Here is a 14,731-nt window from a genome sequence, read left to right as displayed (position 1 = left end):
TTTATTTGAAGAATAAATTAACCGCTTATCATGTTACCTTTGTTCCTCCTGGAACTCGAAAGATTGTGTGAGATCTGACACAAAGGCCTCGTCTGTGAAGTAGGCGCTATGACCGCCCGTCACCCCAGGTAGGACGCGCGCGCCGTAGGCGGGATCAGTTGGCGACGCCCCCAGCACCGCCTGCGGACCGGACCTGGTCCACAGGATCGGATCGTGGGGAGAATCCACGGCGACCACCCGCGAGCCTGGCCCTGCCAGTCGTAGGTCGCTCACGTGGCTACCGGCGACGCCGGCGCTGCCGACGAGCCAGAGCTGGTCGGTAAGCAGGCCGTGGTGGACGGCGGCCTCGGTGGCCACACGCGTGCCGTAACTGTGGGCGAGGACCACCCGGTGGGCGTTGGGGAAACGGTCGGTGAGCGCGAGTTGGAAGGCGGAGAGGTCGTCGGCGCCGCGGCGCGCCGGGCCGGGGTCCAGCCCGTTGACCACGTTGGGTGGCGGGTCGTAGCCCTGCCAGAGGATCACGGTCGCGCCGGTGCGCTCGGCGAGGAACTGCGCACGCGCAAGCTCACCGCCCAAACCCTCGGGCCGGCCGGTGGACACGCCGGCGACCATCGTGATCACACGCGCCGGGTCCACCACGTCACCGACCGCCAGTGTCGCCGACACGGGCCCGGCCTCGAGCACGGTCGCGCCCGCGGACTCAACGAGCTCGCGGCGTGCCGGGTCGAGCGCGGCCAGGTTTGTCCGGTGTACCTGACCAAGGTCTACGCCGTGGCGCGCGATGAGCGGCACATGCCCGCGCGCCGCCTCCAGCTCCCGCTCGTGCGCCTTGCAGAGGGCCTCGAGCTCGGCGGCGCACAGCGTGTCGAAGGTCCGCGAAACCCCGTTCAGCACCTGCACGGCCAGCGCGTAGACGGGGCTGCCGCGCAGGGAGCGCGCCATCGCGTCGAGGCGCGCCTGCCAGGTGGCGTAGCGGCGCAGCACCTTGGCGGCCTGGGTGAGGTCGTCGGCGGGGTGGGCGAAGGTGGCGTCGACACGCTGGAGGCGCTGCAGGGCAGCGGCAGGTGCGGGCCCGTGAAAACCCGCCCCTACCAGGTCGGACCTGGCAACGTGGCACGTCTGGGAACGCGCGCGGAACTCGGCCACGGCACCCTCCAGCACGCCCGCGGCGACCATCAGCTGCCCGGCATCCAGGGCAGGCCGGTAGGCGTCAGACATGGCGCAACGCCTCCGCAAGTCGGGTGTCGCAGTGGATGCAGTCGTCCGCAAATGAGGCGATGGATTCTAAGTGCGTGTTGAGGGCGGTGGTGGAGGCGTCGAGAAGCGATTGGGCGCGATCGCCCAGCGAGCGTAACGCGGCGGCGCTGGCGCTGTCGCGCAGCTCAGCGCGGGGGAGCGACGTGCGGGCGACGCGGTGGGAGCGGGCGAGGGACGGGATAGTCGTTGAGAGATGCATGCACCCATCCTCGAAAACCCACCGAAACAGGGCAAGGAAAAACCCCGAAACCCTGTGGATAAAATTTCAGATTCGCTAAAGTTATCCACATGCGTATCGCATTGGCACAATTCACCAGCGGACCTGATAAAATGCGCAACCTTTCGCGCATAGAACCCCAGGTCAGGGAGGCCGCGCGCCGGGGCGCGACGCTCATCGTGCTGCCGGAAGCCGCCTCGCACGCGTTCGGGGCGGGTCGCCTCGACTACCAGGCCGAGGACACCGACGGGCCGTTCACGCAGGGGCTGTTTTCGCTGGCCAAGGAGCTGGGCGTGACCATCGTCGCGGGCTCGTTCCGCCCGGCGGACACCGTCGGCAGCATCAACCGCGTCTACAACACCGCCCTCATTCTCGACGGCCACAGCGACACCCCACGCATCCTCACCTATGACAAGGTGCACCTTTACGACGCCCACAGCTACCACGAATCCCGCACCGTCAAGGCCGGCGATACCCTGCTCACGTTCCGGCACGGCGACGCCACCATCGGCGTCGCCACCTGCTTCGACATCCGCTTCCCGGAGCAGTTCAAGGAGCTGGCGGCGATGGGTGCGCACGTCATCGTGGTGCCCACGAGCTGGGCGGACGGCCCAGGCAAGCTTGAGGAGTGGCGCTTATTGACGCGCGCCCGCGCCCTCGACTCCGGCGCGTTCATCGCGGCGGCCGGGCAGTCCCGCCCGAACCACGAGACCGAGGCCGGCGAGAAGTCCGGCCCGACCGGCATCGGGTTCTCCACTGTTGTGGCGCCGGACGGGCACAGGATCGTGGAGGCCGGCTACGGCCCTGAGCTCCTCGACGCCGATATCGACATCGCGCAGGTCGCGGCCGTGCAGGAGGACGTACCTCTTATTAGGCTGTCGGAAACTGGACCGCTGCGTCAGTCGCGCATGTAAGGATCCCACGAGCCCCCGCGGCCTCGAGGGCCTCGCGGTACTCCGCAACCTCGGCGCCCTTGCCACACAGCACGATCTGGTGGTCCCACCACGTGCCCGGCGCCGACACGAACGCCGGCCCCGGCACCCAAATGGCCTTCGCGGAGCTCTCCCCAAACTCGCCCGGGGTCGGCGCGACGCGCGTAACCTGCAGCCACGGCTGTGAATCTGCGAGCGAGTTGATGGTGTGGGTGTCGTAAAAATCGTCCGCGTTGTCCTCGCACAGCACCAGGTGAACCTCGGGGCGGATGCGTTCCTCGATGAGCCCGAACACCACCGACTTCGCAGCCGCCCAACCGGTCCCCACCGCCACGAGCAGCATCTTCGGCCGGTTCGCCCGCACCGCAGGGCCTCGCGCGGCCCCCAACGTCAGGTAGTCGCCGACCTCCACATCCGGCCCGTCGAGGTGGAACTCCAGTTGCCCAAAGCGGTTCGGCGGCACCGCCGGGGCCAACGCCCACCACACGCCCTGGTTGCCCGCTCGCATCACCGGCAGCGCCTGCCCCGCCGCATAGCCCACCGCCGCGGAAGCCTCCGCCCGCACGACCCACGCCGACCCGTCCTGTACAACCGACGTCACCTGCGCCACCGACGCCGCGGCCATCCCGGCCTCGTCAGCCTCCCGCGACACCCGCTCCATCTCCCGCGCCGCCCGCACCAACACCTGCGTATCGACGCCCACAACCCCACCAACGATCTCCGCCACCGCCGGAAACTCCGACGCCGGAAACCCAGTGCGCCGCAGATCCAACGCCCACTCGCGCAGCGGGGTAAGGGTTGCCTCAGGGATTGCTGCCCCCGCTGCCTCGGACTCCTGGGTGGCGGCGAGGGTGAACGAAGTGGCGTCGACAAGTACTTGGGGCACCTCCGTGGCACTTTCCGGGAAGACCATCGCTGCCTGCGGATACTGCTCCACAATCCGCGCAAACAGCGTGGCGCGCACCTCGGAATCCTGCTCCGCGAGCACCTGCAATGCGGCCGCATTCGGGCCATCCGCGACGGGGGCAAACTTTCTCATAGGGCCAGGGTACTGTTTCTCAGCCTCGGTGAGGTGGACTAGTGTGAGCAGGGAAACAATTAGAGAGAAAGGTGCCGCAGTGGACTACACGCCGTACACACTTCTGACGGATATCGGATGGATCTCCATCCTGCTCATCATCGGAAACGTGCTCCGAAACCGACTGAAAGTGTTACAGGCGCTGCTCCTGCCGGCACCGATCACCGCCGGGCTGCTCGGGCTCATCCTCGGCCAGGAAGTCCTCGGCGTCATTCACTGGTCCGACCAAGTCGGCACCTATACAACGCTGCTCATCGCCGTCGTGTTCGCCTCCATGGCCTACTCCATGAACCTCGGCGGCTCCGTCGCCTCAGGCGCCCGCAACATGTGGGGCTACTCGACGGCCATGTTCATGGGCCAGTGGGGCATCTTTATCCTCCTGGGGCTGTACTTCTTCGCGCCATTCTTCGGCACCGAACCATGGTTCGGCATGATGCTCCCGGTCGGCTTCGTCGGCGGCTTCGGCACCGCCGCCGCCGTCGGCTCTGCACTTGAGGACATCGGCATCGCCGAAGCGTCCTCCATCGGATTCACCTCCGCCACAGTGGGAACCCTGGTGGCCATCGTTGGTGGCGTCATCGTCGCAAACTGGGGCATCCGCAAAGGCAAGGCAACCGAACTCCGTGGCACCCTCCCCGAAGACCTGCGCACCGGCTACATCGCCGCTGAGTCCGAGCGCCCCTCCATCGGACGCGCAACCACCAACCCATCCTCCATCGAACCGCTGGCACTCCACGCCGGATTCATCCTCATCACCGTGCTGATCGCCTACACCGTCAACACCTGGATCAAGAGCATGTGGAGCAACGTCTCCATCCCACTGTTCGCCATGGCCTTCGTCATCGGCCTCATCGGCCGCGGCCTGCTCGTCGCCTTCAAGCGACCCAACTACCTCGATCGCGAAACCATCTCCACCGTCTCCGGCGCCGCCACCGACTTCATGATCGCCTTCGGCATCGCCTCCATCGTCCCCGCAGCACTCGCCGGGTACTGGCAGGCCCTGCTCATCATGTTCGTGCTCGGCACCGTCTTCTGCGTCGTATGGATGGCCTGGGCCGGCCCGCTCTTCTTCGGCGAAAACTGGCTCGAGCGCGGCATCTTCGGCTGGGGCTGGGCAACCGCCGCCGTCGCCACCGGTATCGCCCTGCTCAAGATGGTCGACCCCAAACTGAAGTCCGGCACTCTCAACGAATACGGTGTGGCCTACGTCGGCTTCGCCCCTTTCGAGATCGGTATGACCATCCTCGCCCCAATCGCCATCATTGCCGGGTTCACCACCGCGTTCGGCTGGGTGTCGTTCCTGATCGCCGTTGCGGTGGTGGTCGTGGCGTTCGCGCTGAAGTGGGTGCCCGCCAAGAAACACGGCTCAGGGGCCGTGGCTGCCCAGGAATAGGGCCGGCATTTTTCTAGATGGTAGTAACAGGAATGTAGTAATCCGCTTTTTGGGGCCATTTTTCGGGGATTACTACAATCCTGTTACTACCATTTGCGTTTTGACGTGCGCTTCCAGTGCGTTTCCAAGGGCTCGCCGAGCCCTAAATCTGCAACGCCACCCCCGAAAACGCCCCACATCCAACCTTGAGTGGAACAGACTCAACTTCTCGTGCGTTAGGGAGAGTGAACAACAAAACAAAACGCAAAGAGAAAGGAAAACGGACATGTCTTCGTTTAACCCAACTACGAAAACGCAGGAAGCGTTGCAGCAGGCGCTGCAGCAGGCGTCGGCGAAGGGCAACCCGGATATTCGCCCGGCGCATTTACTTGAGGCGATCCTGAAGCAGGAGGATGGGATTGCGGCGCCGGTGTTGCAGGCGACGGGTGTGGACCCGCAGACGGTGGCCAAAGAGGCTGCTGAGCTAGTGAACACATACCCGAAGGCGGAGGGCCAGAACATGGCGAATCCGAACTTTAACCGCGATGGTCTGAATGCGTTGAATGCGGCGCAGGAGTTGGCGGGCGAGCTCGGTGATGAGTTCGTGTCCACCGAGGTGCTGTTGGCTGGTATCGCGCGCGGTAATGATGACGCGGCGGAGTTGCTGAAGAAGCGTGGCGCCACGTTTGAGGCGATTAAGGCTGCGTTCCAGTCGGTGCGCGGGAATAAGAAGGTGACGTCGGAGTCGCCGGAGGATCAGTTCCAGGCGTTGGAGAAGTATTCGACGGACCTGACGGCGCGTGCGCGTGAGGGCCGGATTGACCCCGTCATTGGGCGCGACAGTGAGATCCGTCGCGTGGTGCAGGTGCTTTCCCGCCGCACGAAGAATAATCCGGTGTTGATTGGTGAGCCGGGTGTCGGTAAGACGGCGATTGTCGAGGGCTTGGCACGGCGCATCGTGGCGGGTGACGTCCCGGAGTCGCTGAAGGGCAAGACGCTGATTTCCCTGGATCTGGGCTCGATGGTTGCGGGCGCGAAGTACCGCGGCGAGTTCGAGGAGCGTCTGAAGGCGGTGTTGGACGAGATTAAGGAGTCCGACGGGCAGATCATCACGTTTATTGACGAGCTGCACACCATCGTCGGCGCCGGTGCCACGGGCGAGGGCGCGATGGACGCGGGCAACATGATTAAGCCGATGTTGGCGCGTGGCGAGCTGCGGCTGGTTGGTGCGACGACGTTGGATGAGTACCGCCAGTTCATCGAGAAGGATGCGGCGTTGGAGCGTCGTTTCCAGCAGGTGTACGTGGGTGAGCCGACTGTGGAGGACACGATCGGTATTCTGCGTGGCCTGAAGGAGCGCTACGAGGTGCACCACGGCGTGCGGATTCAGGATTCGGCGTTGGTGGCGGCTGCGGAGCTGTCGAACCGTTACATAACGAACCGGTTCTTGCCGGATAAGGCGATTGACCTGGTCGATGAGGCGGGGTCGCGTCTGCGGATGGAGATTGATTCTTCGCCGCAGGAGATTGATGAGCTGGAGCGTATCGTGCGCAGGCTTGAGATCGAGGAGATCGCGCTGCAGAAGGAGTCCGACGAGGCGTCGAAGGAACGGCTGGGTACGCTGCGCCAGGAGTTGGCGGATCAACGAGAGAAGCTTGGTGAGCTGAAGGCACGTTGGTCGAATGAGAAGGCGGAGATCGATAAGGTGCAGGCTGCGAAGGAGGAGCTGGAGCACCTGCGCAACGAGTCCGAGATCGCGGAGCGCGAGGGCGATTACGCGAAGGTCTCGGAGCTGCGCTACGGCCGCATTCCGGAGCTGGAGCAGCAGGTCAAGGACGCTGAGGAGGCGGCGGGGGCGTCGTCAAGGACGATGCTCACGGAGGAGGTTTCTCCTGAGGTGATTGCTGAGGTTGTGTCGGCGTGGACGGGTATCCCTGCGGGCAAGATGATGCAGGGGGAGACCGAGAAGCTGCTGGACATGGAGGCAATCCTGGCTGGCCGCGTTGTGGGTCAGAAGGAAGCTGTCGTGGCTGTGTCCGATGCGGTGCGGCGTTCGCGTGCGGGCGTTGCGGATCCAAACCGTCCGATTGGTTCCTTCCTGTTCCTGGGCCCAACTGGCGTGGGTAAGACGGAGCTTGCGAAGGCGCTGTCGGAGTTCCTCTTCGATGACGAGGCGGCGATGGTGCGCATCGATATGTCGGAGTATGGCGAGAAGCACTCGGTTGCGCGTTTGGTCGGTGCCCCTCCGGGGTACGTCGGCTACGACGCTGGCGGCCAGCTCACTGAGGCTGTGCGCCGTCGCCCGTACTCGCTGGTGCTGTTTGATGAGGTTGAGAAGGCGCACCAGGATGTGTTCGATGTGTTGCTGCAGGTCCTCGACGAGGGCCGCCTGACCGACGGCCAGGGCCGCACGGTGGATTTCCGTAACACGGTGATCATTCTGACGTCGAACTTGGGCGCGGGCGGCGACCGCGAGCAGATTATGAACGCGGTGAAGGCGCACTTCAAGCCGGAGTTCATCAACCGTCTCGATGATGTGGTGGTGTTCGAGCCGCTGACGAAGGAGCAGCTGGTGGGCATCGTCGATATTCAGCTGGGCACGCTCGCCGATCGCCTTGCTTCTCGACGCCTCCAGCTCCGCGTCTCCGACGCCGCGAAGGCCTGGCTCGCGGACCGCGGCTACGACCCTGCCTATGGTGCGCGCCCGTTGCGTCGCGTGATCCAGCAGGCGATCGGTGACCGGTTGGCGAAGGAGCTGCTGGCCGGCGCGATCCGTGATGGTGATGCGGTGCAGGTTGATGTCGCGGAAGGCGGTGAGGAGTTGGTGGTGTCTGCAGCGAAGTAGCGTTCGGGCTACACTGCTGTCCATGCAACCAACGACGACGATTTACACACGGGTGGCCGTGCCAGGCGTGGAGAACGAGCAACTTGAGGCTCACCAGCTTGGTGGTGGCCACTTCGTCGTTGCGTCGGTGCCGTTTGTGGATGTGTCGTTGGCGGTGGGGGACATCGTGGAGTGCGTGCGCGTTGGCGGCATGTTCCACGTGAATAAGGTCGTGGTGCGCGGGGGTGCGTCCACGGTGCGGATTTTGCCGCAGGGGGAGTCGCCGTTTTCGCTGGCGGAGACGTTGTTGGCGTTTGGTTGCCGGGTGGAGATGGGCCCGGGTGGGATGTTGGCGGCGTCGATAGGTGCGGATTGTCCGAAGGCCGGTATTGATGAGTGGCTGGAGGGTTTGGCTGCTTCTGGCGTGATCCAGCTCGCACCTGGCTATACAGCGTGAGGCATACGCGTATGGTGTTATGTATGACTGTTTTTATTTCTCCGCAGGAGCTGTACGAACGTATTAAGTCCGGCAAGAAGCAGACGGTGCTCGATGTTTCTTGGGAGCCGGAGGCAGGCAAGGCCTGGCAGAAGTTTCAGTCCGAGCACATTCCGACGGCCGTCTACGGTGACCTGGAGGGCCACCTCGTGGGCATGCCGGGCCGCCGCGAGGGCCGCAATCCGCTGCCGTCACTCGCCGTGATCGATGAGGCGCTCGAGGAGTGGGGCGTCGAGGCGAACCGCCCGGTCTTCATCTACGACCAGGGCTCCGGCGTCTTCGCCGCCCGCGCGTGGTGGATCATGCGCTGGGCTGGCCTGGAGCACGTCCACATTATCGACGGCGGCTTCCGCGAGTGGGAGGCCGAGGGCCTCAAGACCATCGCCGGCCCAGGCAACGTGGTTGTGCCGCGCGACCTGGAACTGGAGGGCAGCAAGCTTCCGGTGGCGACGCTGGAGGACGTACAGCAGTTCGAGGGCATCCTGATTGATGCGCGTGATGAGAAGCGCTTTGCTGGGCGTCGAGAAGTACTGGACTTGAAGGCGGGCCACATCCCGTCTGCGCTGAACCTGCCGGCGGCGGACCTGTTCTGCAAGGAAACGAGGAAGGTCAAGGAGACGGACTACATCCGCGACCGCTTCGCAAGCCTGGGAGTGACGCAGAATACGGACCCGGCGAAGATGATTACGTACTCGGGTTCGGGCAACCACTCCGCGCTGCTCATCGCGGCGATGGAGCACGCGGGCCTGCCGGTGGCCACGCATTATGTGGGTGGCTGGTCGCAGTGGAGTGCACGGTTGGGGAATAAGGTCGCCACGGCACTGTAGTATCAATCTTCGATGATTGCTTACGTGTTGTTTGGGCTGGCCGCGCTGCTCGTGGTCGCGGCTGTCTGGTTGTGGTTTGCACCTGCGTCTCCCTCCTTATCGACGCCCCCTCCGCCACCAGCCGAGCCCTCGCCTGAGGCTGAGCCGGACGTGGAGCCTGAGGCCGAGCAGGAGCCTGCGCTCGAGGTGGAAGAAGAGCCGGAACCAGAGCCCGAGCCTGCCCCGGAGCCAGAGCCCCAACTGGAGCCGGAGCCGGTACCGGAGCCGGAGCCCGAACCTGCACCGGCGCCCGAGCCTGCCCCGAAGCGCCCGCACCGCATGTCGGGCCTGCAGCTGCCGGGCGCGTCGCGCCGGGAGCGCCGCCTGTGGGCGGAACAGCACGGCTTCCGCTTCTCCAAGGTGGATGAGTACCTGGTCGACGAGTGGCACCGGGGTGCGGCGGCGTCCGGTGCGGAGCCACGCGATGTCGTGGCGGGCCAGGTCTACGGCCATGATGTCCGCGTGGTGGACCTTGGCGGTGTGACGGTGGTGGCCGTCGCAACGGGTGAGGTCAGCGACATCGTGGTGGATATGCGCCGTCCGCAGTTCCAGGCGGATTCCTCGGCGGATTTGGTGCTGGTGGAAACCGTCGAGGGCTTCGAGCTATTCACGAACGAGCCCGGTCCCGTCCTGCGCTTCATCGACGTGCGCGTGCGCACCGCCCTGCGCGAGATGCCCGAAAGTGTGTGCGCGGTGTGGTGCGAGCAGGACTGGGTGCTGGCCCAACTGGAGCGCGGTTCGACGCCGCAGGACTGGGAGGACACGTTCGCGCCGCTGGCGCTACTGGCGGACGCGGCACGCACGCTGCCGCCGCGCGAGGCGGCCGAGCTCGCCCCGGCGCTCGGCTCCGAGGAGGCGCCTGCGCCGGAGACCCCGCCGGTGCAGCGCCCGGAGGAACCACTCGAGCTGCCGACCCGTGTGACCGGCGGCGGATTCGGCGAGTTGGAGGACCACGAGATCGGGGCGGATTCTGTGGCGCCGATCGCGGACGGTTCACCTGCCGATGACGGCGCGCAGCTCTATGATTTGACCAGAGTGCGCCGCGAGCAGCAGCCCTCCACAATTTTCAACGACTCGTCAGACACCACAGACACCGAGAAGGAGCCATCCGATCATGAACGATAAAGCACGCCTCGCAGAGCTGGTGAAGGAACTTGCCGTGGTCCACGGTAAGGTCACGCTTTCCTCCGGGAAGGAGGCGGACTACTACGTGGATCTGCGTCGTGCGACGTTGCACCATGAGGCGGCGCCGCTGATCGGCAAGCTGTTGCGTGAGATGACGGCGGACTTGGAGTTCGACGCGGTTGGTGGCCTGACGCTGGGTGCGGACCCGGTGGCCACGGCCGTGATGCACGCTGACGGCCGCCCGATCGACGCGTTCGTGGTGCGCAAGGAGGCGAAGAAGCACGGGATGCAGCGCCGGATTGAGGGGCCGTCGATTGTTGGCAAGAAGGTCCTTGTGGTGGAGGACACCACCACGACGGGCAACTCCCCGCTGACCGCGGTGGAGGCCGTGCGCGCCGAGGGCGCTGAGGTCGTCGCGGTGGCCACCGTGGTGGACCGAGCGACTGGCGCCGCCGACGCCTTGCACGAGGCCGGCCTGGACTACCGATTCCTGCTGGGGCTCGAGGACCTTGGACTCAACTGAGCAGGCTGAGCAGGCCAAAGGACCGACGGAGTGGAATGAGGGCCGCCACGGCGTAGGCCCGTGGGAGGGCCCGTGGCCGGATGACCCCCGCCTGGATCCGCAGTTTTTGGAGGAGGGGGATCGTCGCAACGTAGTGGACGCCTACCGCTACTGGTCGCTCGAGGCGATCCGCGAGGAGCTGGACAAAAGGCGCCACCCGTTCCATGTTGCGATTGAGAACTTTGAGAACGACGCCAACATCGGCACCGTGGTGCGCACCGCGAACGCGTTTCTCGCCGAGGAAGTCCACATTATTGGGCGGCGGCGCTGGAACCGGCGCGGTGCGATGGTGACGGACCGCTACCAGCACATCCGCCACCACGCGACGATCGAGGACTTCGCCCAGTGGGCCAAGGAGCACGACCTGCCGATTGTGGCGATCGATAACACGCCCGGCTGCGTGCCGCTCGAAACGGCGGAACTTCCGCAGCGCTGCGTGTTAGTGTTCGGGCAGGAAGGTCCCGGCATTACGGACGAGACGCAGCGCGAGGCGTCGATGACGTGCTCGATTGCGCAGTTCGGCTCGACGCGCTCGATTAACGCGGGTGTTGCCGCGGGCATCGCGATGCACGCGTGGATACGCCAGCACGCCGACTTGAGTACTGCTTGGTGAAAGGTGAAGGTTGTGGAAGAATCCGCCGCGGAAACATGGTCGCACCGCGCTGACCTGGCTCAATCGGCTGTGCAGGAGCGGCACGCCTCCCGCCTGTGGGGGCTGCCGAAGACGAACCTCGCGGTGGTCACGTGGCCGCCGGGCTCGAAGGATCGCCTCTACTGGCACTGGCACTATTGGTGGCAGGCCCACTATTTGGACTGCCAGATCGACGCCGCTATTCGACGCCCCACCAAAACCCACAAGCGCCGCCTCAAAGACACCCTGCGTGGCATCCAGCGCCGCAACCTGGGCAAGCTGACGAAGAACAAGTACTACGACGACAAAGCCTGGCTGGCCCTGGCGTGGAACCGCGCCGTCGACGAGGGCTTGGCGCGCCGCACGAAGGCCCTCGACGCCCTGGAGTTCGACCTGCTGGCCGGCATCGACCCGGTGATGGGTGTGCTGCCGTGGCGCACGGAGGAGACTTTCTACAACGTGCCGTCGAACGGCCCGGCCGCCCTCTTGTTCGCGCGCACTGGCCGCCTGGACAAGGCCCGCGAGCTGCTTGACTGGACGTTCGACAACCTGGTCACCGAGTCAGGCCTGGTGCAGGACGGGATCCGGATGCGGATGCATGGCCCGGAGGTCGTCGACAAGCTGTATACGTACAACCAGGGCACGGTGCTCGGCGCGAGCCTAGAGATCGCGCTGGCGTTGCGCGCCGACGTCGGACTTCGCGACGACGAGCCAATCGACTCCTTCGCGTACTCAAAACGCGCCGACGATTCCGTGTTTTACATCACACATATCCGGGCAATCGTGGAAGCGATTGTCCTGCATATGGCTACCCCCCAGGGGGTGATTCTGAACAAGTCCTACGAATCCGGCGACGGCGACGGCGGACTCTTCAAGGGAATTCTGGCACGCTACCTTGCCGATGTTGCAGTCCGTCTCCCTGAAGATTCCCGCCAGAACATCGCGACCAAAAAGATAGCATCAAGGCTGATTATGGCCTCGGCGGAGTCCCTTTGGTCCCATCGTTTGGAGGTCGACGGGCTGCCGATCTTCTCCGCGCGGTGGACAGAAGACGCCCGCCTTCCCCACAATTATGGGCTCGGTCCTTCGTCTCTGAGCGAGGCCGTCGGGTTGGTCCGAATTGATGAGAGGGACCTTTCAGTACAGCTTTCCGGGTGGATGCTTCTGGAGGCCGCTGCACGGGTGGCGGCTGCAAATAGTCAGTAAAGCAGGCATACTGGTTGGCGTACCTAAGAAGCTCTAGTGGAGGTTATCTTCATGCCAATTGCAACCCCTGAGGTCTACAACCAGATGCTCGACACTGCAAAGAAGGGCGGGTTCGCATACCCGGCCATCAACTGCACCTCGTCTGAGACCATCAACGCCGCAATTCGTGGTTTCGCAGAAGCCGAGTCTGACGGCATCATCCAGTTCTCGACCGGCGGCGCAGAGTTCGGCTCTGGCCTGTCCGTGAAGAACAAGGTTGCTGGTGCCCAGGCGCTGGCTGCGTTCGCTCATGAGATTGCTAAGCACTACGACGTCAACATTGCGCTGCACACCGACCACTGCCAGCTCGAGGTTCTCGACGAGTACGTCCGCCCACTCATCGCGATCTCCCAGGAGCGCGTCGACCGCGGCGAGAACCCACTGTTCCAGTCCCACATGTGGGACGGCTCCGCTATCCCAATCGACCACAACCTTGAGGTCGCCCAGGAACTCCTGGAGAAGGCGCACAAGGCCAACATCATCCTCGAGGTCGAGATCGGCGTCGTCGGTGGCGAAGAGGACGGCGTCCAGGCTAAGGCCGGCGCGAACCTGTACACCAGCGAGGAGGACTTCGAGAAGACCATCGACGCACTGGGCACCGGCGAGAACGGCCGTTACCTGCTGGCCGCAACCTTCGGCAACGTCCACGGCGTGTACAAGCCAGGCAACGTGAAGCTGCGCCCAGAGGTCCTGGACATGGGCCAGAAGGTTGCAGAGAAGAAGCTCGGCCTCGCAGCCGGCACCAACCCATTCGACTTCGTCTTCCACGGCGGCTCCGGCTCCGAGAAGGAGAAGATCGAGGAGGCCCTGCGCTACGGCGTCATCAAGATGAACGTTGACACCGACACCCAGTACGCCTTCACCCGCCCAGTGGTCTCCCACATGTTCGAGAACTACGACGGCGTCCTGAAGATCGACGGCGAAGTGGGCAACAAGAAGGTCTACGACCCACGCTCCTACATGAAGAAGGCTGAGCAGGGCATGGCCGACCGCGTCATCGAGGCCTGCCAGGACCTGCGCTCCGTTGGCACCTCCGTGTCCAAGTAGTCGTACTGCTTGCTTTTCCTGAAACCCCCTGGGATCCTCGCGGTCCTGGGGGTTTCTTCGTGTGTGGGGTGGTTTGGGCCCCTTTGGGGGTCCTTTGGGGGTCCTTTGCGGCCTGCTGTGCACCAAAATCCCTGTTTGGCCAGGGACGACCTGGGGTTTTGTTGTGGCGGTTTTCTGGAATCCGGGAATTTGGTGTCTTGGCCTTTTGCGTGCGCACCAAATTCCCTCTCCAGGTCCCCGCGACCTGGGGTTTTACGAAGCCGCTTCTCCAAAAACCTGGAATCTGGTGTCGCCGCCTTTCTAGCCAGTGCCAAAGGACGCAATCCCTTCCGCCGAATCCGGCAAAAGCCCAGGTCGCGAAAAATGCGGTGCGTCTATTGGCACTGAAAGCGTCTGGAAGGTTCCAGCACTTCACACTTCATGCGGTTAGGTGTCTTGAAATGTGACTATTTTGTATTTGCTGTCGAGGGACTGCTGGCTTGGGGTGACAGGCTTGGCAGGCTTGTGTATACATGTATACATGAGTGGATCAGTGATTAGTTTGCGAATGGACGAAGTCCAGAAACGTCGGCTTGACGAGCTTGCTACAAAGACAGGTAGGCCAAAGGCGTTCTACATCCGTGAGGCAATTGAGGCCTATCTTGATGACGCTGAATATATCTACGAGCTTCAGGCTGAGGCGGAAGCTGTTCGTAGGGGCGAGCTGGAAACTGTTACCCTCGATGAACTTAAGGCCGAGTGTGGCCTGGCAGATTGAGTTTTCGCCTAGGGCACGAAAGGCGGTGCGACGGCTAGACAAGCAGGTACAGCGTCGGCTTTTTCAAGTCTTGGGTGATTTGTCGCGGTTGAATGATCCACGCGTCCGCGGTAAAGCCCTTGTAGGTGGAATGTCAGGGTTGTGGCGTTGGCGTGTCGGGGACTATCGGGTAATTGCTGAGATTCAAGATGACACGGTGACGGTGTTGGTGGTTGATGTGGGGCACCGTGGAGAAATTTATAGGTAGTGGACCGCCCTCACCCACGCTGCTCCCGTCGACCGGAACGAAAACGGCACGACCACCCGGGGCGCTATGGTTATG

The 14,731-nt window shown here is 64.0% G+C and carries 15 protein-coding genes; 12 read left to right on the top strand and 3 right to left on the bottom strand.

Annotated features, from left to right (window positions below; genetic code table 11):
* Nucleotides 1–33: 33 nt before the first annotated feature.
* A complete protein-coding gene (locus KBX13_RS06415; RefSeq protein WP_256021296.1) occupies nucleotides 34–1,218 on the bottom strand; it encodes an alpha/beta hydrolase in 1,185 nt (394 codons plus the stop codon).
* Entirely contained in the window at nucleotides 1,211–1,456 is a 246-nt protein-coding gene (locus tag KBX13_RS06410; RefSeq protein WP_256021294.1) for a hypothetical protein, read from the bottom strand. The genes KBX13_RS06415 and KBX13_RS06410 overlap by 8 nt, the downstream gene beginning before the upstream one ends.
* Nucleotides 1,457–1,545: 89 nt before the next feature.
* On the opposite strand from KBX13_RS06410, the gene KBX13_RS06405 reads away from it, so the two are divergent.
* Nucleotides 1,546–2,388, top strand: a complete 843-nt coding sequence (locus KBX13_RS06405) for a carbon-nitrogen hydrolase family protein (RefSeq protein WP_256021292.1) — start codon at nucleotides 1,546–1,548, stop codon at nucleotides 2,386–2,388.
* On the opposite strand, the gene KBX13_RS06400 is transcribed toward KBX13_RS06405, so the two are convergent.
* Nucleotides 2,345–3,445, bottom strand: coding sequence for a hypothetical protein (locus tag KBX13_RS06400; RefSeq protein ID WP_256021290.1), 1,101 nt, complete (start codon nucleotides 3,443–3,445; stop codon nucleotides 2,345–2,347). The two genes, KBX13_RS06405 and KBX13_RS06400, sit on opposite strands and share 44 nt — an antisense overlap.
* A 79-nt stretch (nucleotides 3,446–3,524) precedes the next feature.
* Between KBX13_RS06400 and KBX13_RS06395 the strand changes: the two genes are divergently transcribed.
* The 11 genes from KBX13_RS06395 (at nucleotide 3,525) to KBX13_RS06345 (ending at nucleotide 14,656) form a co-directional block, all read left to right on the top strand.
* Nucleotides 3,525–4,877 carry a sodium/glutamate symporter gene (locus tag KBX13_RS06395; RefSeq protein WP_070479579.1) on the top strand — a complete coding sequence of 451 codons (1,353 nt, stop codon included), beginning with the start codon at nucleotides 3,525–3,527 and terminating at the stop codon, nucleotides 4,875–4,877.
* 265 nt (nucleotides 4,878–5,142) lie between these two features.
* A complete protein-coding gene (gene clpB / locus KBX13_RS06390) occupies nucleotides 5,143–7,701 on the top strand; it encodes an ATP-dependent chaperone ClpB (protein ID WP_256021288.1) in 2,559 nt (852 codons plus the stop codon).
* A gap of 22 nt (nucleotides 7,702–7,723) precedes the next feature.
* Nucleotides 7,724–8,137 carry a DUF4265 domain-containing protein gene (locus KBX13_RS06385; protein ID WP_070479576.1) on the top strand — a complete coding sequence of 138 codons (414 nt, stop codon included), beginning with the start codon at nucleotides 7,724–7,726 and terminating at the stop codon, nucleotides 8,135–8,137.
* A gap of 23 nt (nucleotides 8,138–8,160) precedes the next feature.
* Nucleotides 8,161–9,003 (top strand): sulfurtransferase, encoded by an 843-nt coding sequence (locus KBX13_RS06380; protein WP_256000819.1) that lies wholly within the window; start codon nucleotides 8,161–8,163, stop codon nucleotides 9,001–9,003.
* Nucleotides 9,004–9,015: 12 nt separating this feature from the next.
* A complete protein-coding gene (locus tag KBX13_RS06375) occupies nucleotides 9,016–10,167 on the top strand; it encodes a hypothetical protein (protein ID WP_256021286.1) in 1,152 nt (383 codons plus the stop codon).
* Nucleotides 10,157–10,690, top strand: a complete 534-nt coding sequence (pyrE, locus tag KBX13_RS06370; protein ID WP_070479573.1) for an orotate phosphoribosyltransferase — start codon at nucleotides 10,157–10,159, stop codon at nucleotides 10,688–10,690. The genes KBX13_RS06375 and pyrE overlap by 11 nt, the downstream gene beginning before the upstream one ends.
* Nucleotides 10,677–11,342 carry an RNA methyltransferase gene (locus KBX13_RS06365; protein WP_070975598.1) on the top strand — a complete coding sequence of 222 codons (666 nt, stop codon included), beginning with the start codon at nucleotides 10,677–10,679 and terminating at the stop codon, nucleotides 11,340–11,342. The genes pyrE and KBX13_RS06365 overlap by 14 nt, the downstream gene beginning before the upstream one ends.
* Nucleotides 11,343–11,354: 12 nt before the next feature.
* Nucleotides 11,355–12,566, top strand: a complete 1,212-nt coding sequence (locus KBX13_RS06360; protein WP_070361825.1) for a glycoside hydrolase family 76 protein — start codon at nucleotides 11,355–11,357, stop codon at nucleotides 12,564–12,566.
* A gap of 45 nt (nucleotides 12,567–12,611) precedes the next feature.
* A complete protein-coding gene (gene fbaA, locus KBX13_RS06355; RefSeq protein WP_255366129.1) occupies nucleotides 12,612–13,652 on the top strand; it encodes a class II fructose-bisphosphate aldolase in 1,041 nt (346 codons plus the stop codon).
* A gap of 520 nt (nucleotides 13,653–14,172) precedes the next feature.
* On the top strand, nucleotides 14,173–14,409 hold the full coding sequence (locus tag KBX13_RS06350; RefSeq protein ID WP_070361826.1) for a ribbon-helix-helix protein, CopG family: 237 nt from the start codon (nucleotides 14,173–14,175) through the stop codon (nucleotides 14,407–14,409).
* On the top strand, nucleotides 14,297–14,656 hold the full coding sequence (locus tag KBX13_RS06345) for a type II toxin-antitoxin system RelE/ParE family toxin (protein ID WP_370687320.1): 360 nt from the start codon (nucleotides 14,297–14,299) through the stop codon (nucleotides 14,654–14,656). Before KBX13_RS06350 ends, KBX13_RS06345 begins: the two co-directional genes overlap by 113 nt.
* The last annotated feature ends 75 nt before the right edge of the window (nucleotides 14,657–14,731 follow it).

The sequence above is a fragment of the Corynebacterium sp. CCUG 51687 genome (assembly GCF_024453995.1).
Lineage (GTDB): Bacteria > Actinomycetota > Actinomycetes > Mycobacteriales > Mycobacteriaceae > Corynebacterium > Corynebacterium pseudogenitalium.
This window is presented reverse-complemented; position numbering and strand designations above follow the sequence as displayed.

Coding starts and splice junctions, on each gene's coding strand:
- KBX13_RS06400 (WP_256021290.1), bottom strand. CDS start 3,445: ATGAGAAAGTTTGCCCCCGTCGCGGATGGCCCGAATGCGGCCGCATTG.
- KBX13_RS06415 (WP_256021296.1), bottom strand. CDS start 1,218: ATGTCTGACGCCTACCGGCCTGCCCTGGATGCCGGGCAGCTGATGGTC.
- KBX13_RS06405 (WP_256021292.1), top strand. CDS start 1,546: ATGCGTATCGCATTGGCACAATTCACCAGCGGACCTGATAAAATGCGC.
- KBX13_RS06350 (WP_070361826.1), top strand. CDS start 14,173: ATGAGTGGATCAGTGATTAGTTTGCGAATGGACGAAGTCCAGAAACGT.
- KBX13_RS06385 (WP_070479576.1), top strand. CDS start 7,724: ATGCAACCAACGACGACGATTTACACACGGGTGGCCGTGCCAGGCGTG.
- clpB (WP_256021288.1), top strand. CDS start 5,143: ATGTCTTCGTTTAACCCAACTACGAAAACGCAGGAAGCGTTGCAGCAG.
- KBX13_RS06375 (WP_256021286.1), top strand. CDS start 9,016: ATGATTGCTTACGTGTTGTTTGGGCTGGCCGCGCTGCTCGTGGTCGCG.
- KBX13_RS06380 (WP_256000819.1), top strand. CDS start 8,161: ATGACTGTTTTTATTTCTCCGCAGGAGCTGTACGAACGTATTAAGTCC.
- KBX13_RS06345 (WP_370687320.1), top strand. CDS start 14,297: ATGACGCTGAATATATCTACGAGCTTCAGGCTGAGGCGGAAGCTGTTC.
- pyrE (WP_070479573.1), top strand. CDS start 10,157: ATGAACGATAAAGCACGCCTCGCAGAGCTGGTGAAGGAACTTGCCGTG.
- KBX13_RS06410 (WP_256021294.1), bottom strand. CDS start 1,456: ATGCATCTCTCAACGACTATCCCGTCCCTCGCCCGCTCCCACCGCGTC.